At 44.4% G+C, this 20,848-nt stretch carries 11 protein-coding genes; 7 read left to right on the top strand and 4 right to left on the bottom strand.

The genetic code is table 11. From position 1 onward, the window contains the following. Window positions 1–3 precede the first annotated feature (3 nt). Entirely contained in the window at window positions 4–1,959 is a 1,956-nt protein-coding gene (locus DW103_RS06590; RefSeq protein WP_122274874.1) for a RagB/SusD family nutrient uptake outer membrane protein, read from the top strand. Between the two features lie 181 nt (window positions 1,960–2,140). Here DW103_RS06590 and DW103_RS06585 read toward each other — a convergent pair whose 3' ends face one another. Continuing rightward, window positions 2,141–4,117, bottom strand: a complete 1,977-nt coding sequence (locus tag DW103_RS06585) for a sensor histidine kinase KdpD (RefSeq protein WP_122274873.1) — start codon at window positions 4,115–4,117, stop codon at window positions 2,141–2,143. A 408-nt stretch (window positions 4,118–4,525) separates the two neighbouring features. Between DW103_RS06585 and DW103_RS06580 the strand changes: the two genes are divergently transcribed. The 6 genes from DW103_RS06580 to DW103_RS06555 all read left to right on the top strand — a co-directional run bounded on the left by DW103_RS06580 (window position 4,526) and on the right by DW103_RS06555 (window position 14,169). Then, window positions 4,526–6,412, top strand: a complete 1,887-nt coding sequence (locus DW103_RS06580; protein ID WP_122274872.1) for an amidophosphoribosyltransferase — start codon at window positions 4,526–4,528, stop codon at window positions 6,410–6,412. 103 nt (window positions 6,413–6,515) lie between these two features. After that, the gene (gene carA / locus DW103_RS06575) at window positions 6,516–7,601 is read left to right on the top strand and encodes a glutamine-hydrolyzing carbamoyl-phosphate synthase small subunit (RefSeq protein ID WP_122274871.1); all 1,086 of its coding nucleotides are present in this window, start codon (window positions 6,516–6,518) and stop codon (window positions 7,599–7,601) included. A gap of 79 nt (window positions 7,602–7,680) precedes the next feature. Further along, window positions 7,681–10,911, top strand: coding sequence for a carbamoyl-phosphate synthase (glutamine-hydrolyzing) large subunit (gene carB, locus DW103_RS06570; protein WP_122274870.1), 3,231 nt, complete (start codon window positions 7,681–7,683; stop codon window positions 10,909–10,911). A 537-nt stretch (window positions 10,912–11,448) separates the two neighbouring features. Further along, a complete protein-coding gene (locus tag DW103_RS06565; RefSeq protein WP_122274869.1) occupies window positions 11,449–12,189 on the top strand; it encodes a (Fe-S)-binding protein in 741 nt (246 codons plus the stop codon). After that, window positions 12,186–13,553 carry a lactate utilization protein B gene (locus tag DW103_RS06560; RefSeq protein WP_122274868.1) on the top strand — a complete coding sequence of 456 codons (1,368 nt, stop codon included), beginning with the start codon at window positions 12,186–12,188 and terminating at the stop codon, window positions 13,551–13,553. Before DW103_RS06565 ends, DW103_RS06560 begins: the two co-directional genes overlap by 4 nt. A gap of 37 nt (window positions 13,554–13,590) precedes the next feature. Further along, complete coding sequence (locus DW103_RS06555; protein WP_122274867.1) at window positions 13,591–14,169, top strand: LUD domain-containing protein; 579 nt, start codon at window positions 13,591–13,593, stop codon at window positions 14,167–14,169. Between the two features lie 116 nt (window positions 14,170–14,285). Here DW103_RS06555 and DW103_RS06550 read toward each other — a convergent pair whose 3' ends face one another. The 3 genes from DW103_RS06550 to DW103_RS06540 are packed head-to-tail and all read right to left on the bottom strand — an operon-like array spanning window position 14,286 to window position 20,805. Next, a complete protein-coding gene (locus DW103_RS06550; protein ID WP_122274866.1) occupies window positions 14,286–15,623 on the bottom strand; it encodes a BT_3987 domain-containing protein in 1,338 nt (445 codons plus the stop codon). An 18-nt stretch (window positions 15,624–15,641) separates the two neighbouring features. Beyond that, window positions 15,642–17,618 (bottom strand): RagB/SusD family nutrient uptake outer membrane protein, encoded by a 1,977-nt coding sequence (locus tag DW103_RS06545; protein WP_122274865.1) that lies wholly within the window; start codon window positions 17,616–17,618, stop codon window positions 15,642–15,644. A 31-nt stretch (window positions 17,619–17,649) separates the two neighbouring features. Continuing rightward, window positions 17,650–20,805 carry a TonB-dependent receptor gene (locus tag DW103_RS06540; RefSeq protein WP_122274864.1) on the bottom strand — a complete coding sequence of 1,052 codons (3,156 nt, stop codon included), beginning with the start codon at window positions 20,803–20,805 and terminating at the stop codon, window positions 17,650–17,652. Window positions 20,806–20,848: the final 43 nt, after the last annotated feature.

Below are 20,848 nucleotides of genomic sequence, written 5' to 3'. Positions count from 1 at the left end.
TATATGAAAAAAGTAAATTTATATAAATATATTGGTTTGTCAGCCTTGTGCTTGGCGTTGAATGGATGTGCGGATTTTGTGGACAATGCTCCGGATGATATCCTGACAATGGAGATGGTTTTCAATGATAAGACTCGTACGGAAGACTGGTTGCAGGGTGTTTACAATGGTATTCCTGATCCGTATTGGGGCCTAACTCGTGATATTGGTTGGGAAATATTGGCAAAGGATATGACTCCTTCTCAAGGATGGGCGCCTTGGTGGGGTGGTACGCCTCTGCAATGGCGAATAGGACAATGGTTTACTAATTCCAGTTGGAATGGTAGCTATTGGACGCTTTCTCAGAGAATTCGTTCAGCTTTCTTATTCATTAACAATGTGCATCCTTTACCGAGTCAAGGAGTTACAGAGGCGCAGGTTGAAACAATGAAAGACGAGTGTCGTTTCTTGATTGCATACTTTTATTGGTTGATGACGGAAACTTATGGTGCCGTTCCTTTCTATGATCAGGCACTGGATCCGAATGCTCCGTTGTCTGAAACTCAGGTAGGACAACCAACTTTCGAATTTATGGTTGATTGGTGCAACGAACAATTCACTCAGTTGTCAAAAACTCTTCCAGCCAAATGGGAAAATACTTATGTGGGACGTGCAACTTCTATTGCTGCGTTAGCTTTACGTGCCCGTATGTTATTGTTCGCGGCCAGTCCATTGGTAAATGGGAATACTTGGTATGCCAATTATAAGAATAATGACGGTCAGTTGCGCTTTAATCCGACTTATGACGAATCAAAATGGAAACGAGCCGCTGATGCTTTCAAAGAGTTGATTGATGCCGCTGAGGCTGCTGGTCATGGATTATATTATAAGTATAATTCAGATGGTTCTCTCGACCCGTTCATGTCATGCTATGGTGCAACGATGCAGAAAGTAAACGAAGGGAATGTTGAAGTGCTGTGGTTACGTTCTGGTAACTGTAATTATGGAGAATATGAACAACATGCAACTCCGCACGGAAAGAACGGTAATGGAGGTTTCGGGGTAACTCAGGATTTGGTTGATGCATTTTATATGGCAAATGGTAAAGCTCCGATATTGGGATATAATTCTGATGGAAGTCCGATTATCAATCCGGAATCCGGTTATCGCGAAGATGGCTTCTCTACAGAGGCTGAATATCGTAAAACCAGTTGGTATTTGATGAGCGGTTTTCCGGATGCAGAGTTGAAATCCGAGGGTAAATGGATGATTACCCAGCCGAATACGTATTTGATGTATTGTAATCGTGAACCTCGTTTCTACCTGACTGTATGTTGGAATGGACAATGGTTCAAAACACATACTTCCAATACCGATTTCATGTATGGTCATCCTGATGGCGGTCCCGGACATGATGCTCCGCAGAATGGTTATTTGAACCGTAAGCGTATCTCTTTAGATTATGAACCTCGTACAGGTGTCCATCCGTATCGTCCGGGTATTCTTTTCCGTATGGCAGAAGCTTATTTGAGTTATGCGGAAGCGTTGAACGAATATGATCCGGGAAATAAGGCAATCCTTGAAAACTTGAATAAGATTCGTTACAGAGCAGGTATTCCTGAATTTGGAACAGGAGTGGATGGTAATGGTTTCCAGAGACTGCCAGCTCCGACTTCTCAGAGTGAAATGCGTGAATTGATTCATAAAGAACGTCGTCTGGAATTATGTACGGAAGGTATTCGTTATAACGACCTTCGCCGTTGGTTGCAGGCTGATAAGGACTTGAATGGTCCGGATTATGGTATGAATTTCTATGGTACTGAATATAGTTGTGACCCGAATAATCAAAACGCGTTCTTTAAGCGGACAAAATATTTGGATCGTGTCTATGTCAGAAGAAATTACTGGATGCCTATTCATCAAGGACAGGTGGATACAGATCCTACTTTGGTTCAGGCTCCTTTCTGGGATGAAGAATAAGGATGTATAATCACAGATTGTTTAATTTTTTAATGGAAGATTGTTGAGGGTATGTATTTTTTCTGAACTATTCCCTCATATAGTTGGATATTAAATTAGATGTTATCTATTTTTATAATGAGCTCGGTGGAATACCGGGCTCATTTCTTTTAATCTCAGTTTCAATCTTGTTCGTATTTCATTATTTTGATATAGGAAAAATCACATTAAAAGTGGAACCTTTCCCTAATTTGGAAAATAATTCTATACGACCTCCAAGTTTGGATACTAAAGCTTTAGAGATTGCTAACCCCAAACCGACCCCTGTAGTCCATTCTGTTAACTTGACAAAACGGTCGAATACACGTTCCATTTGGTCCTCCGCTATGCCTTCGCCGGTATCTGTTACATAAAAACAGATTTCATGGGTGTTTATTCGATAACCAAAACAAATAGAACCTTCATTGGTATGTTTGATGGCATTTGTCAGTAGGTTTGTCAGTACTTGTGTCAATCGGTTTCGGTCTGTATGGAATGTATAGCGGGGACAATCATCCAATCGTAGCTCTACGTTTTCTGGCATTCGTAATAACATTGTACTGTAAATATTATTCATTAATGTTTGTAGGTCCAAATCGTCAAATACAAATGTAAGTGTATTCGATTCTATTTTAGAGATGTCCAATACATCTTCTATTAGGCGTTGTAACAAATTGTTGTTGTTGTGTATAATCTTGGCAAATTCCCGACGGGCATTTATATCTTCTTCCTCGGCAATAACTTGGGAAAAACCGACTATAGCATTTAATGGCGTACGAATTTCATGGTTCATATTAGCCAGAAACGCGGATTTTAACCGGTCTGCATCTTCTGCCTTCTCTTTTGCGATTTTCAAACGTACTCCATAACGGTGACGGGAATATGCGAACAGTCCCAAAGCTCCACAGAGTAATAGTAGCACAAAGGCGCCTCCGCCGAAAATCAATGCCCTAATGCCTGATTTTTCAGCTTTTAATTCCAGCTTTTTACTTTGTAGCTCTAGTTTGTCTACTTCTCGTTGCATTCTAAGTTTGGCTAAATCCTCGTAATATTGGGCTTGAGTAATTGAATCGCGTATAGCCCCGACTTCTCTGTAAATCTTGGCGGCATCCATTCCTTTCCCTATTTTGTAGTAGATGTCGGCTTTGATGTCCTTTACGGAAATCCAATCTTTATAACGTTTTTTGTCCAGTAGCTTTTGTTCCAGGTCATTCGCGATATTAAGCGCTTTTTCATATTTCCCATCCAAAACATAATAATTCATCCAGAGGAATGCCGTTATGTCTTGTTCTAGGTTTATATGATATAATTTCTTCAATTCGTCAAGTTTTTGTAAATGGGAATATGCAAGTGAGAGATCTCTTTTATCAATATAATATTGTGCGGAGTAGTGATGAAGATAATATTTTAGCATAAACAGAGGATTTTCTGCACCTAAATGAGTGATACCTTCTTTTTCGCAGTTGTTTATGCAAGTGTCTAGCTTGGTTAGGTATTCCGGTTTTAAATCTTTGTTCAACAGTAATTTTAGCAGGTAAACCCTACGTATACGGGATGCTCCCCGTTCTTCCATCCCTTGTAAAATTTCGCGGCATATATTTATGCCTTCATTTTTTAAACCTATATTAAAATAAAAGTTGGCTAAAGTCTGGTTAGCCATGTCGACACCTTCTGGGTAATTAAAACGCATAGCTAATTCTTTCAAACTTTCTATTTCTGCAATAACTTGGTCATGGGTTCCTTCGTTTACCAAAGAATAAATATTCCATCCTTTAACTCTACATAGCTCTTCTATACGCTTTTCTGCGAGATATATCGGTTCGGCTAGTTTCAGATAAAACCGTAAGCTATCTGGATTCTTAGCATAATAATAACGCATAAGGGAAAAGTAAGCATTTCCTTTGTAGTGGTCGTTTTTTTGCTTTTCCGCTTCTTCCAATAATAAATCCGCATATATTTTGTATGTGTTGTTGCTGACATTATTATGGAGTAGTTCATTCAGTCGGATTAATTTGCTGCTATCCGGTAAGTTTTTGATTTCCATCCGTAAACTATCCACAAAAGATGCAGATTCTCCCTTTTTGAAGGGAAAAAGGGCCAATATAAATGACCAGCAAAATATAAAAATAGAGCGTTTCATAATTTAAACTTATTTTAGTAGGAGAGTAGTATGGCCTCCTACTTTAAAATGACACGGATTTACCCCCAATTTGTTCATCCTGTCTATGGCAACCAACCAGTCCAAGTTCACTCTTTTTCATCCAAAGCTCAACGTGTCAAATTTTTATGTGTTTTGCGGTGCAAGTTAATAATAATCTTTAAATATTCGTACTTTGAGGTGTCTTTAGCTTATGATTTTTATGTAATTGGAGGAGTTTTCCTCTTAATTGACAAGGTTGTCGAAACAATATGGTTTTATAAATTATTTTAACTAAATGCCAGATAAAATCATTATTTCTATTAATATGTCAAATATATTGCGTTTGTTTGAACAATATGTAATATAATCTAAGTATCTTTGCAGGCGAAATAAACAAGATAGAACCAAATGGAAGTACTTAAACACGAGTGTGGAGTCGCCATGGTCCGGTTACTAAAACCTTTGGAATATTATCATCAGAAGTATGGTACCTGGATGTATGGCCTCAATAAGCTCTATTTGTTGATGGAAAAGCAGCATAACCGTGGACAGGAAGGAGCTGGTTTAGCCTGCGTAAAGTTAGAAGCCAACCCCGGCGAAGAATACATGTTTCGGGAGCGAGCCATGGGAACAGGAGCTATTACCGAAATATTCGATGCCGTTCATCAACATTACAAAGATTTGCCACCCGGAAAATTAAACAATCCGTTATTTGCTAAAACAAATCTTCCTTTTGCCGGAGAGCTTTATATGGGCCACCTGCGTTACAGTACGACCGGAAAATCCGGTATTTCCTATATCCATCCTTTTTTACGCCGCAACAACTGGAGAGCAAAGAACCTCGCTCTTTGCGGTAATTTCAACCTCACTAATGTAAATGATATTTTCGAAGAAATAACGACAATCGGTCAACATCCGCGTAAGTATGCCGATACGTATATCATGCTCGAACAGATGGGACATCGCCTGGACCGTGAAGTGGAACGCCTCTATCAGAAATTCGAAGGAGAAGGACTGAGGGGGATGGACATCACGCACGCAATCGAAGCGAACGTGGATTTATCGAATGTCCTGAAACGTTGTGCTCCCTCATGGGATGGGGGGTATGTGATTTGCGGATTGACCGGAAGCGGAGAGTCGTTCAGCGTTCGTGACCCATGGGGAATTCGGCCGGCATTCTATTATGTCGACGATGAAATCCTTATCTTGGCTTCCGAGCGTCCTGTCATCCAGACAGCTATGAATGTGCAGGCCGAAGACATCCGGGAACTGGACCCCGGGCAGGCCATTTTCATCAGTAAGGCAGGCGAATTCCGTGCTTCGCAAATTATAGAGCCGAAAGAGAATAAAGCCTGCTCGTTCGAACGTATTTATTTTTCCCGAGGTAGCGATATCGATATTTATAAGGAACGGAAGCGTCTCGGCAAAAATTTGGTTCCAGCCATACTGAAAGCTGTGGAAAACGATTTGAATCACACCGTTTTCTCTTTCATTCCCAACACAGCGGAGGTTGCTTATTTCGGTATGCAGGAGGGATTGAACGAATATTTGAATAAGCTTAAAAAGGAGTGGATTGCCGACCGCAATCATCTGCTTCAGGAAGACGAGTTGGAACAAATACTTTCCATGCGTGTTCGTTGTGAGAAAGTTGCCATAAAAGATATAAAATTGCGTACCTTTATCGCCGAAGGAAATAGCCGTAACGACTTGGCCGCCCACGTGTACGATATTACTTATGGCAGTATCGTGCCTGATGCGGACAATCTGGTGGTGATAGACGACAGTATTGTGAGGGGTACGACGCTCCGGCAAAGTATCATCGGTATTCTGGACCGCCTGCATCCGAAGAAGATAGTAATCGTTTCATCTTCTCCGCAAGTACGTTATCCGGATTATTACGGTATCGATATGTCGCGAATGAATGAATTTATTGCCTTTAAGGCTGCTGTCGCTTTACTGAAAGACAGGGGGAGAGAAGATATCCTGCTGGATGCTTATCGCAAAGCAAAGAAACAACAAGCCAAGAAAAGCGAGGAAATAGTCAATTACGTAAAGGAGATTTATGCTCCCTTCACGGATGAGGAAATCTCAGACAAAATGGCGGAATTGCTTACGCCGGTTGGTACACGTGCCAAGGTGGAAATTGTTTATCAGACGCTTGAGGGCTTGCATGCCTCTTGTCCGAATCATCCGGGCGACTGGTACTTCTCCGGCGATTATCCGACACCGGGTGGGGCACGGATGGTAAACGAGGCATTCATCCATTATGTAGAAGAAGAATTTATGAATAAGTAGTTGGAAATTAGTAGCAAGTAGTTAGTTGGCGGCAAGCGATATATCCGATTGTCACCTCCGGCTACTGGCTACCAACTACCAACTACCAACTACTAAAATAAATATGCAAACAGAAAAGACAGCAACATTAGTCTTAGATGACGGAACAGTCTTCCGCGGCCTTTCTTTCGGCTGCGAGAGGGATGTAACCGGTGAAGTAGTGTTCAATACAGCCATGACCGGCTATCCGGAAAGCCTGACCGACCCTTCCTATGCCGGCCAGTTGATGGTTCTGACCTATCCGTTGGTAGGCAACTACGGCGTGCCTCCCCGCACATTCGATGCCGAGGGAATAGCTACCTTCATGGAAAGCGAAAAGATACATGCGGATGCGATTATCGTGAGCGACTATAGCCATGAGTATAGCCATTGGAACGCGACGGAAAGCCTTGGCGACTGGCTGAAAAACGAAGGTATCCCCGGTATCTACGGTATCGATACTCGTGCGTTGACGAAAAAGCTGCGTGAGCACGGAGTAATGATGGGGAAAATCATTATCGGCGAAGGTGATACGGATGTGATGGATTTCGGTCAGTATGGAGACGTGAATTATGTTGACAAAGTATCTTGCAAGGAGGTTATCACATATGGCGAAGGTGCAGGCAGGAAGCGGGTCGTATTGGTGGACTGTGGTGTGAAGCATAACATTATCCGCTGTCTGCTGAAAAGGGAAGTCACGGTTGTCCGCGTCCCTTGGAACTATGATTTCAATCAATTGGACTACGATGGTCTTTTCATCAGTAACGGTCCCGGCGACCCGGATACTTGCGATGCTGCCGTACAGAATATTCGTAAGGCACTTGCCGGAGACAAACCTATCTGCGGTATTTGCATGGGAAATCAGTTGCTTGCCAAAGCCGGAGGCGCATCTATCTTTAAACTGAAATATGGCCATCGCAGCCACAACCAACCGGTGCGTATGGTGGGGACGGAGAAGTGTTTTGTTACTTCTCAGAATCACGGTTACGCAGTGGATAATGATACATTGGGTACAGACTGGGAGCCACTCTTTATCAATATGAATGACGGGACGAATGAAGGTATCAAGCATAAAACGAAACCATTCTTTTCTTCCCAGTTCCATCCCGAAGCCTGTAGCGGTCCTACGGATACGGAGTTTATCTTCGACAAATTCGTGGAATTGTTGTGACATGGGGATAGGTGATGTGCTGCAGTAGGGTGTGGCAAAGCAACAGAAAAAAGTAGAGTCAAATTAATTACGAATAATAATGAAAGAAGATATAAAGAAAGTCCTGATACTCGGAAGCGGCGCTCTTAAGATAGGGGAGGCCGGAGAATTCGATTATTCAGGCAGCCAAGCTTTGAAAGCCATCAAGGAAGAAGGTATCGAAACAGTGCTTATCAATCCGAATATCGCTACGGTGCAGACTTCGGAAGGTGTTGCCGATACGGTTTACTTCCTGCCTGTCACTCCTTTCTTTGTAGAGAAGGTGATTGCCAAAGAACGTCCCGAAGGCATCTTGCTGGCCTTTGGCGGACAGACGGCGCTGAACTGCGGCGTAGCCCTTTTCCAAAGCGGTATACTCGAAAAATATAACGTCCGCGTACTGGGTACTCCGGTACAGGCTATTATGGATACGGAAGACCGGGAATTATTTGTCCGTAAGCTCGATGAAATCGGGGTGAAAACCATCAAGAGCGAAGCTGTGGAAACAGCTGCCGATGCCCGTCGCGCTGCAGCCGAATTAGGCTATCCGGTGATTGTCCGCGCTGCATACGCGCTGGGGGGACTGGGCTCCGGTTTCTGCGATAATGAGGCGGAACTGGATGTGTTGGTCGAAAAAGCCTTCTCTTTCTCTCCCCAGGTATTGGTGGAAAAGAGCCTGAAAGGATGGAAAGAGGTGGAATACGAAGTGGTGCGCGACCGTTTCGATAACTGTATCACGGTTTGTAACATGGAAAACTTCGACCCGCTGGGTATCCACACCGGCGAAAGTATTGTTATAGCTCCGTCGCAAACCTTGACAAACAGTGAATATCATAAACTGCGCGAACTGGCCATCCGCATTATCCGCCATATCGGTATCGTGGGCGAATGTAATGTACAATATGCTTTCGACCCGGAAAGTGAGGATTACCGGGTGATTGAGGTGAATGCCCGTCTGAGCCGTTCGTCTGCGCTGGCTTCGAAAGCAACCGGCTATCCGCTGGCCTTTGTGGCTGCCAAGTTGGGACTGGGTTATGGTCTTTTCGACTTGAAAAACTCGGTGACGAAGACTACGAGTGCTTTCTTTGAACCGGCTCTCGATTATGTGGTTTGTAAGATACCGCGTTGGGATTTAGGTAAATTCCACGGGGTAGCCCGCGAGCTGGGTTCAAGCATGAAATCGGTTGGCGAAGTAATGGCCATCGGACGTACTTTCGAGGAGGCTATCCAGAAAGGACTTCGTATGATAGGACAGGGGATGCACGGTTTCGTGGAAAACAAGGAACTGGTGATTTCTGACATCGACAAGGCACTACACGAACCGACCGACCGACGTATCTTCGTTATCTCCAAAGCATTCCGGGCTGGATATACAGTCGACCAAATACACGAATTGACCAAGATAGACCGCTGGTTCCTGCAAAAATTGTACGGTATCATGCAGACCGATAAGGAGTTGCGTGCTTTCGATATGAAAGGTGTCCGGCATTGGCGCCTGAATCCGGAACTTGTCCGTAAAGCGAAAAAGCAAGGTTTTTCCGACTTCCAGATAGCCCGTGCCCTTGGTCTTGAGGGAGACATTGAAAAAGGAATGATGCAAGTTCGCCAGTTCCGTAAAGAACATGATATTGTTCCGGTAGTAAAACAAATTGATACCTTGGCTGCCGAATATCCGGCACAGACCAATTATCTGTATCTGACTTATAGCGGCACGGAAAATGATGTGGAATATGTAGGCGACCATCGCTCTATTGTTGTGCTGGGGTCGGGGGCTTATCGTATCGGTAGCTCGGTAGAGTTCGACTGGTGCGGTGTACAGGCGCTGAATACAATTCGCAAGGAAGGTTGGCGCTCGGTGATGATTAACTATAATCCCGAAACGGTTTCGACCGACTACGATATGTGCGACCGTCTTTATTTTGACGAACTAACCTTCGAACGTGTCATGGATATCCTCGAACTTGAGAATCCGCACGGTGTGATTGTCTCCACCGGTGGGCAAATCCCGAACAACTTGGCGATGCGTCTGGACGAACAGCATGTCAATATCCTCGGGACATCGGCCAAGAGCATCGATAATGCCGAGGACCGCGAGAAATTCTCTGCCATGCTGGACCGTATCGGTGTAGACCAGCCACGTTGGAAAGAGCTTTCTTCGATGGATGATATCAACGATTTTGTCGCCGAAGTGGGTTTCCCCGTACTGGTTCGCCCCAGCTACGTATTGAGTGGTGCAGCGATGAATGTCTGCTCCAACCAGGAAGAACTGGAACGCTTCCTGCAACTGGCTGCCAATGTGTCACAGAAGCATCCGGTGGTAGTCAGCCAGTTTATCGAACATGCCAAGGAAGTGGAAATGGATGCCGTTGCCGATAAGGGGGAAATTGTGATGTATGCCATCTCCGAACATATCGAGTTCGCTGGAGTACATTCCGGTGACGCGACTATCCAGTTCCCTGCACAGAAGCTATATGTCGAAACAGTTCGCCGCATCAAACGCATCAGCAAGCAGATTGCCAAGGAACTGAATATTTCCGGTCCTTTCAATATCCAATATCTGGCTAAGGGCAACGAAATAAAGGTGATAGAATGTAATCTCCGTGCCAGCCGTTCGTTCCCCTTTGTCAGTAAAGTGCTGAAGATTAACTTTATCGAACTGGCTACCCGTATCATGCTGGGCTTACCCGTCGAAAAGCCGAATAAGAATGAATTCGACCTGGATTATGTAGGCATCAAAGCCTCCCAGTTCTCCTTCAACCGTTTGCAGAAAGCCGACCCTGTCTTGGGTGTCGACATGGCTTCGACAGGTGAGGTGGGCTGTATCGGTGACGACCTTTCCGAAGCGGTCTTGAAAAGCATGCTTTCTGTCGGCCTCCGTATTCCGGAAAAGAGTGTCCTGCTCTCTACCGGTTCACCGAAACAGAAAGTAGCCATCCTCGATGCCGCCCGGATGTTGGATGAGAAAGGCTACAGCCTCTTTGCCACAGGCGGAACGCACCGCTTCCTTGAAGAAAACGGTATTCCCAGCACATTGGTCTACTGGCCGAGCGAAACGGGTAAAGAGCCTCAGGCACTCACCATGCTTCATGAAAAGAAGATTGACATGGTGGTGAACATTCCGCGTGACCTTTCGGCCGGAGAACTGAATAATGGCTACAAGATACGCCGTGCAGCCATCGACCTGAATATCCCGCTTATCACCAATGCCCGTCTGGCAAGCGCCTTTATCGAAGCGTTCTGCACACTGAGCTTGGATGATATTCAAATAAAGAGCTGGCAGGAATATAAATAACGTTACTTTTGGCTTGATCCAAAAGTAACCAAAAGATCAAGGCTTAACCGTTCGGGCTACTCCGGGCAAAGGCTACGCTGTCGCCTGCGAAACTCGCTTCGCTCAGACAGCGCAGGCTCCTGTCGCTTCGCCTTTACCCTCCGCTTAACGCCCGCCCGCTTAGGCCTTTCCGAGAAAGCTCCGCTTTCTTTTGGGATTGCCGACACCACCTGTCCCTTTGCGGCCCCGTGTCAAGCACGGGGACAAGCATGGTTCCCCCGTTCCCGCACTCGATGCGGGATTGCAAAGAAGCAGGCAGTGTTGGCAATCCCAAGAGGGAGCGGAGCTCCCTTTTTCCGGCCTAAACTGGTGAGCGTTAAGCGCAGAGACCGCAGTGAGCGCCCGGAGCGTCTGCTGTTTGAGCGAAGCGAGTTTCAGACGCGACAGCGAACGGAGGGAACGGAGTAGCGAAGCAGTTTAAGCCTTGAACTTTTGGTTACTTTTCTTTCAAGAGAAAAGTAACATCACTATATTTGTACTATCATAAAATAAACCAATATGAAGATAGGATTATTTATCCCCTGTTATATCAATGCGGTGTACCCGGAAGTTGGTGTTGCTTCTTATAAACTTCTGAAAAGTATCGGGCTGGATGTAGATTATCCGTTGGACCAGACTTGTTGTGGGCAGCCGATGGCAAATGCCGGTTTTGAGCAAGAAGCGCAGAAACTGGCATTTCGCATGGAAGAGCAGTTCCAACAATATGATTATGTTGTAGGTCCTTCGGCCAGTTGTGTCGCTTTTGTCAAGGAAAATCATCCCGGCATACTGGAGAAAGCCGGACATGTCTGTATGAACAGCAAGAAGATTTATGATATTTGCGAGTTTCTGCACGATATTGTGAAGGTGAAAGAACTGAAAGCCGAATTTCCTCATAAAGTAAGTATCCACAACAGTTGTCACGGGGTACGTGAACTTCATCTTTCTTCTCCCAGTGAGATGAATATCCCTTATTATTCCAAGCTGCGCGACCTGCTTTCATTGGTAAAGGGTATTGAGATATTCGAGCCTAAGCGTATAGACGAATGCTGTGGTTTCGGAGGCATGTTTGCCGTCGAAGAACCTGAAGTTTCCGTTTGTATGGGACAGGATAAAGTGAAAGACCATATAAGCACGGGAGCCGAATATATTACCGGCGCCGACAGCTCTTGCCTGATGCACATGGAAGGGGTAATCAAACGTGATAACCTTCCTATAAAAACTATCCATATTGTTGAAATATTAGCCTCCGGATTATGAGTACAAAACATTCGAAAGCAGCCGCTCGCTTCATCGCGAACCGCAAACAGGAAGCCTGGCATGATGAAACCTTATGGATGGTACGTGCCAAACGGGATAAAATGAGTCATTCACTCCCAGAATGGGAACGTTTGCGCGAATTGGCCTGCGATATTAAACTGTATACCAACAGTCATCTGGATACTTTGTTGGAAGAATTCGAAAAGAATGCCCTTGCCAACGGAGCAATTGTCCATTGGGCAAAAGATGCAGCCGAACATAATGCAATCGTATTGAATATTCTTCAGCAACATAAGGCACATACCTTGATAAAGAGTAAGTCTATGCTGACCGAAGAATGTGGAATGAACGAATTTTTGCAGGAAAAGGGGTATGATATCATTGAAAGCGACCTCGGCGAACGTATTCTTCAGTGGATGGACCTTCATCCCAGCCATATCGTAATGCCTGCCATCCACATTAAACGACAGGAAGTAGGTGAGATGATGGAACGGGTGCTGGGAACGGAAAAGGGGAATGCTGACCCTACTTATCTGACACATGCCGTACGTAAGGATATGCGTGAAAAGTTCCTGACTGCCGATGTGGCGATGACAGGTGCTAATTTTGCTGTGGCCTCGACCGGTGAGATTGTGGTTTGTACCAATGAAGGAAATGCCGATATGGGAACCTCTTTTCCTCCTGTACATATTGCTACATTCGGGATGGAAAAGATTGTTCCGAACCGGGAGTCATTGGGTGTATTTACCCGTTTGCTGGCACGTTCCGGTACGGGGCAGCCTATTACTTCCTACACCTCTCATTACTGTAATCCGAAAGAAGGGGGAGAATTTCATATCATCATTGTGGATAATGGACGTAGTGATATTCTGGCACGTCCTGACCATATTCGTACGCTAAACTGTATCCGTTGTGGCGAATGTATGAATACTTGTCCGGTTTATCGCCGGACGGGGGGATATTCTTATACTTATTTTATTCCCGGCCCGATTGGTATCAATCTGGGAATGTTGAAAGACCCTGTGAAATATTCGGATAATGTGTCAGCTTGCTCATTGTGTCTCTCTTGCTCCAATGTTTGTCCGGTAAAGGTGGATCTTGGCGAACAGATTTACCGTTGGCGTCAGGATTTGGATAAGATAGGGAGGGCAAGTTCGGAAAAGAAATTGATGTCCGGTGGCATGAAGTTCCTGATGGAGCGTCCGAAACTGTTCAATACTGCTTTGAAGTTTGCCCCGCTGGTCAATAAGATGCCTCGTTTTATGGTCTATAATGGCCTGAATGCTTGGGGAAAAGGACGTGAATTGCCCGTATTTGCCAAAGAGTCATTCAATGAAATGTGGAAAAACAACAAGATAAAATAACGTAAGGTTAAGCTTTCACCTACAAAACAATACAATGATGAGTACTAAGAATGATATATTATCCGCTATCCGCAGTCATACCGGCAAACGGTATAATATGCCCGAACTGACATTGGATGCTATTACGTATGACGATAAAATAGCCCAATTCTCCGAAGCTTTGGAAGCGGCAGGGGGAAAAGCAGTAGTCCTGCAAGCAGGGGAGGATGTGAATGATGTTATCCGCCGGCATTTTCCGGATGCTACTCGTATTGCATCCAACTTATCCGGCATCACTTGTGCCACTTTCAATCCGGATGAACTTGCCGATTCCCGTGAGCTGGACAATACGGACCTTTCCATTGTTGAAGGTCATTTCGGGGTAGCCGAAAATGGAGCAGTCTGGATTACCCGCCAGGTAAGACATAAGGCGCTGTATTTTATTTCCGACAGCTTGGTCTTGTTGGTTGACAAAGAAGCCCTGGTAAACAATATGCACGAAGCCTATAAACAGACGGAAAATATGGTTTATGATTTCGGTGCTTTTATCTCCGGACCTTCCAAAACAGCCGATATAGAGCAGGCTCTTGTGTTCGGAGCTCACGGACCGGTGGGTGTACTGGTCATACTGAAATAGAATAATCAGCTCGTTTCATTTTTGTTTGGACGAGTTTATGAATAAAGAAAAAGGCTGGCTAACTTTTTATGGTTAGACAGCCTTTTTGGTTTTGTCATTTTCTCAGACTATTATAACTAATTTATGCTGTAAGCATATAGTTCTGCCAAAGATGAATTACCGCTTCGATTACTTGCCGTAATGACAACCTTGAAGTAACGTCCTTTAGTCGGAGTTACAGGGAATATCTGAACCGGAAGTATTTTTTCCATTGTAAACTCACCGACTTTAGTCCATGTGGAATTGTCAGAGCTAACGTAGAATTCACCGGCACGCACATCTCTATAGTCGCTATGCTGTCTCTGCATCAACCCGAAGTTGGTAAAGGTCGTTTCTTTCTTGGTATCGACTACTATTTCGTGAGGCAAAGCAAGTGAACCACCACTCCATTGTGAATGCCAGAACGAGGTTATATCACCATCCAAAAGACAAGTAGCTACACCGTTTCCGGCACCTTCACCTGTTTTTTCTTCCGTGTTGGCTTTAACTGTCCAGCTTGAACGTTCCATTTGGATACCTGTAACGCGGATGATTAACGGATACACAGCCTTACTGGAAACCTCGAAGAGAGAAATATCTTTCAAGCGAATAGGTAGCATATAGTCACCCGGTTGCAATCCTTCACTATTGAGTGTGACGGGCAAATCTATAGATGTTGTCCCGGTTGGAAGTACCATTGTCGGCTCGAATGAATAATTTGCTGCGGGCAGAGCTAAAATGGATGTTCCATTTTTCGCATTGAAGTCAGCCAGATAATCCGGGTCAACTTCAAACTGGCAATCTATATCCCAATTGTTGTCTGTGTCAAGTCCGAAATTGATGGATGCACTTCCGTCAGTAAAACCATATGTAAACGGAAGGTATACAGCATCAGTCGTCGTAAAGCCTACAGTTGGTGTAAGTACCTCTGCAATCTTGATGAACGTCGTGTTTTTATACGCGTTAACAGAGTCTGTTTCACTATAGAGATACAAAGGCAATACGCATGTTGCATCAGGATTATTCTCCATTGCCTTTTCAACATTTGGTACTTTGATAGATACGTTCACAATCTTGTAACGTTCATTGGAGTCAAAGTTTAAGTCTGTCATGTCCAAAGAGTAACATTCCGGACCTAATACCTTATAGTTTATCCCTTCCGGTCCGCTGTAGTCGATGTCGACAGTTTCCTGCGACAACACGCCCATTTTTGCATTTGCGGTCAATCCGGGTTCGCTTCCGCCCTTAAATACGGAGAGTTTGTATATATTATCTTCTCCTGTATTATATAGGGTCAAATCCTGTTCTCCGGAATTGTTTATATACATTACTTTGTGGTAACCTTCCGGGACCAAGTTTTCCAATTCATATTCTGATTCATCACAGGCCCCCAACATAATCAAAGCACCTGCTGCCAATATAAGTTTTGTTTTCATACAAATTGTTTTTATAGATTAATAACCAGGTGCCTGTACTAATTGTGGATTACTGTATATTTCGCTGTTCAGAATAGGAGCGAGATATTGTCTGTTATCCCATTTAATCGGCTGGTTTATCAAAGTCGGAGTGTTAAACTCTTCAAAAGTAGGCTTTTCTACCATACCGTTCAATCCATAACGAACACCGGCACTCAGCACTTCGGGAGCAATACCCCAACGGCGTATATCGTAGTAACGATGACCTTCCTGATACAATTCAACGAAGCGTTCGTTGCGAATCCATTCTGTCAGGCTCATGGTAGACAAATCTGCACTTGTCACATCTTTGATGCCGGCACGTTTACGGATGACATTCAATTGTTCAAGAGCTTCCGGAGTTCTGTCCAAAGCAGCATAACATTCTGCCAAGTTCAAATACAATTCAGCCAAGCGGAAGAATGGTGCTCTGATTCTGCTTCCCGTAACATTACCGGTAGAACTGACAACGAGATCCGGAGTAATGAATTTCTTTGTTAAGAAACCCGTACCTGCCGCATTACGTAATCCTGCTGTATATCCGTGTGTCAGGGAATTCTTCAAGTTCAGCCAAAGCGGTGCGTTATTTTTAATGATTGGAGAATATTGACAACCATCGAATGCAATCCATGCGTAATAGCGAGCTTCACGTTTAGCATTGAACTTAATGATATCGTTTTTGGTATCTTCTCCATCATTTTCTGTATATGCGGGGCTGGATGCATTCATGTCGTGACGGGTGTACCATTCGCTTTCCGGATAGAACTCTTTGTCGTTTTCCGGCAACTCTCCATTTTCCGTATAAAAGCGTTTTACCGCATTTAAGGTAGGAGCCCAACCGGCATAACCTCCCCACCAAGAATTATCAGTCTTTTTAATCAGGTTGTTAGGCAGACGGCTGATATTGGGGTTTACACCACCCACTTCACTGCTCGATACTATCTGTCCCCAGATAATTTCTTTATTGTTATCGGCTTCATGGGCAGTAGACAAATATTGGAACATGCGGACACGTTCTTTGAATGCTTTGTTTTCATCCGTATCTGTCTCTCTTCCGGGGATGAAAGGTAGTGGTACTCTGTCACTTGCGGCTATGGTATTAGCTGTTTCGATGTCGAATAGTTCGTAACCTGCAGCTTTTGCTGCTGCCAAAGCTTCCTGGTTTGCTGTCAAAGCACGTTCCCATTTACCGGCATCGTAAGTAGAGCTAACCAATTCCGTTCCGTATCCCGGAGTCTCGTAATTTGTATTGCGCCAGTTGCGAGTATAGAATGAACCGTTCCATAATGGAGAAGCAGCATACAGTAATACGCGTGCTTTCAGACATTTACAGATTGTGGCATCGGCACGTCCCAAATCCGCTGTTTCACGTTTAGGAGGAAGTATGGCTGCCGCTTGGTCTAATTTATCTACGATATAATCCACACAATAGTCGAAGTGCGAACGTCCCGGAATATCGGCTTTCGAGATGTTTTGATCCATTTTTCCCGGAATAATCGGGCAAGGTCCGAACATTTCCAATGCACGGAAATGATAGTAGGCTTCCAAGAAATAAGCTTCAGCCCTGAGTTGTTCTTTCCCCTCTTCTGTTACACCGACGGGATTCAACCGGTCTAATTGTTCCATGAAGTAATGAACATAGCCGATATAATTGTAAACATTTTCCCATTTGCCGGGGTCACCTGAAGCGGATATGGTTCCGAACAGCATTTGTTGTTCCTCTACACCCCAGTCTTTAGGATGAACCATCTCATCTGCTGAGTTTTCCATGTGCTGGTAGATGAAAGGATTTACTCCGGGAATATAAGAGTAGGCTGTGAATAAGAAGCCCAACGTGGTAGCCTCATCTTTCATCGTGTCCTCGTAGTCTGCCTGGGCAGGCGGAATGACATCCAGATAACCGCACGCAGATAAACCCAATAGGCATGCGGGTAGCACAGTCTTTATGAAGCGATTTGTTTTCTTTATGATTTTCATATATTTATATCTTTATTTATGTATTACAAATTTAGAAAGTAACCTGAACTCCTAAGTTAAAGGTGCGTTGCAACGGATAAGCGTTCCAAGCAAGTTCCGGATCCCACAATTTGAACGGGCTGAATACAGCCAAGTTGTCTCCACTGAAATAAAGGCGGCAATGCGGGAAAGAGTAGCCGAATTCCAATGTTTTGAAGCGTAAGAAGTTTCCGTTGCGTACCCAATAAGAACTGGCTTGTGTATTATTGGATATATCGGCATCGGTAGCTCCCAAGCGAGGATATGAAGCATTCGGATTCGGATTGTCAACCGACCAATGTTCATCAACAATCCACTGCATCAAGTTACGAGGCAAAGTTTCTGAGTTATTGCCGTCACCACCACTGGAAAGGAAGGGAGCATAACCTGAGTTAATCATGATTTTACGTTTTGCCGAACCGTTGAAGAATACACCGAAATCAAATTTCTTGTATCGAAGGTTCAATCCTAAACCGTATTGAATACGGGGAACATTATTATAGGTAGAGAGCATAACTTGGTCTTCCGAAGTGATTTGTCCGTCACCGTTGACGTCGCGATATTTGATATCACCCGGCATGATGTTGGCTCCTAATTGCGACTGGTCTGCCCAGTTGTCAATTTCTTCCTGGCTGCTAAACAAACCTTCAGCTATATAACCTTTCAAGGTGTTTAGAGGCTTTCCTGTATTGGTCTGCCATACGTAAGGATAGTCCGGTTCGTCCACATATTTGTATTCATTCTGGTTGTATGTGAAGTTTCCACGGAAATCCACAATCCAGTCTTTGCCGATTTGTTTGCTCCAGTTTACACTCAGTTCGACACCTCGGTTCATTACTTCTCCGATATTACTCCAAGGTGTTGATCCCCAATATCCTAATATTTTAGGGAAAGAGGCACGTCTCATCAAAATCCGGTCACGATGGTCGCGGAAGTAATCGAATGTAATGTTAACCTGGTTGAAGAGCGAAACGTCAGCACCGATATCTAATTTCTTTACATGTTCCCAACCGGCACCTTGTACGGCAAGGATATTGAAAGCATGACCGTTACGGCTTATTGACGAGCCTCCCGGAATACCTGTGGTATAACCGGCTCCGCCACCGATACCTACCTGGTTTTGATACAGGAAGTGTTGAGCACCGCTGTCGAAAGCATCGCTACCAACCAAACCGTAAGAACCTCTGACTTTAAAGTGGCTGACATATTTGGAAATGGGTTCCCAGAAACTTTCACTGCTGACTACCCAACCGATAGAAGCTGCAGGGAAAAATTCAAAACGGTCTTCTGCAGCCAAACGTTCGGAACCATTGTAACCGAAGTTGAATTCTGCCAAATACTTGTTGGAATAATCATAAGTAAGACGGCCGGAATATCCTTGGTTACGGTTGGGAAGTGCGCCGTTACGATATTCACGCATCATGTACATGAACATCGCTGTCATATTATGAGGACCGAAACTGCGTTTCCAGTCTGCACGCGCATCCAGATAGAATGTCTGGTCTGCAGCTTTACTGATATCGGACTGGTTAATAAAATCCGTACCGGTACGTAATGTATTCAGTGCGTATTCACCTGTTTCCGGATTGTATGAATCCGGCTGTACTTCGTAGAAATAAGAAGTCAGAGTACGGTTATATTCCGAAGATGACCAGTTCTTGAAGTTAACCAAGACTTTTGCTGTCAATCCTTTTGTAATGAAACCGAAATCCTGATTGATGGAGATTGAAGTGTTCAAGGTGTTGTAATTGTTTTCCTTAAACGAACTCATCATATATTCATACGGGTTCACTCCAAACATACCGGCTTTTATTTGTTTGTTACCGAAGCGGATGTGTCTGTCATCATCTTCTGCCGGGAAGAAAGCGGGGAAACTTACCGGGTTGGCAGTCATCACGCTTTTATATAAATCGGCAGTGGAGTAGTTCGGCCCTTTCTTATTACCAATCTGTGCTATCATTCTCATGTCGATGGTAGTAGTACTGGTCAGCTTATAAGACAGGTTGTTCTGGAAATTGTATTCCCAGTTGTTGATATTGGGATTATAATAATAATCTTTCGGCGCATCCAGCAAACCGGTATCGTGGTTGGCCTGTAAACTCATGTAGTAGGTTACGCGGGAACCACCACCCTGTACGTTGACATTGGCACGCTGGTTCATGTTACCGCTTTTGAAAAGCAGGTCATACCAGTCTACATCCGGGTAAACATAAGGATTGACACCGTTCATCGTATTCAGAATCTGCTCTTCCGAGTATCTCGGAGTGGTAATCGGCGTACGGCTACGGGCTTGTTCTGCTTCATTGAATGTCCGCATGAACGTGGCACCGTCGGCAAATTCAATTTTGTTCATCGGTTGGAAATAGGAAGTTTCCAATGAGACGTTAACCGTCGTTCTTGTATTTTCGGCTCCACTCTTGGTTGTAACCAACATTACACCGTTTGCACCACGGTTACCATAGATAGCTGTTGCCGAAGCATCCTTCAATAAGGAGAAACTTTCGATAGATTCTGCCGGAATACGGTTCAAGTCACCGCTGGAAATTTCCACTCCGTCAAGCAAAATCAAAGGAGTCGCTACACCACCGAAGGTATTGATACCGCGGATGTAGAAACTTGAAGTAGAACCCGGCTCACCACTGCTGGTAGTCGAGATGATACCGGCCAGCTTACCGGCCAGTGAATTGGTTAGTGAAGAAGTCGGGGTTTTCAAGGTGACACCTTCTACAGTCGCGATAGCTCCTGTAATGGATACCTTTTTCTGTGTACCGGCACCGACAACTACTACTTCGTCCAACATTTCATTGTCGGCTTGCATTTTTACATGGATAACACCCAAGTCTCCCACTTCTATGGTTTGCTCTTTATACCCGATATAGGTAAATTGCAATTCCGCGTTTTTGGAAACATCGAGGGTGAACTTACCGTCGGCATCCGTAACAGTCCCTTGGTCGGTCCCTTTGATACGGATATTTACACCAATTAATTCCTCGCCTGTAGAGGCATCAACCACACTACCCTGCACTGTTCGTTTTGCTTGAGTAACCTCCAGTACTGGAGTGTCATCCGGACTAGCAATGACGTCAAGCGGGTAGCTGCCAATGAAACCTACGCAAAGCGGTAGGATCATGATCAATTTCCGTCTTTTTTTCAATGATATTAAATCCATATTCGGATAATTTAAAGTTAAATAATGTGTTTTATTAAGTTCT

The organism is Parabacteroides sp. AM08-6, from assembly GCF_003473295.1.
Classification (GTDB): Bacteria; Bacteroidota; Bacteroidia; order Bacteroidales; family Tannerellaceae; genus Parabacteroides.
The sequence above is the reverse complement of the archived record's forward strand: the minus strand, read 5'-3'. Positions and strand labels throughout refer to the sequence as shown.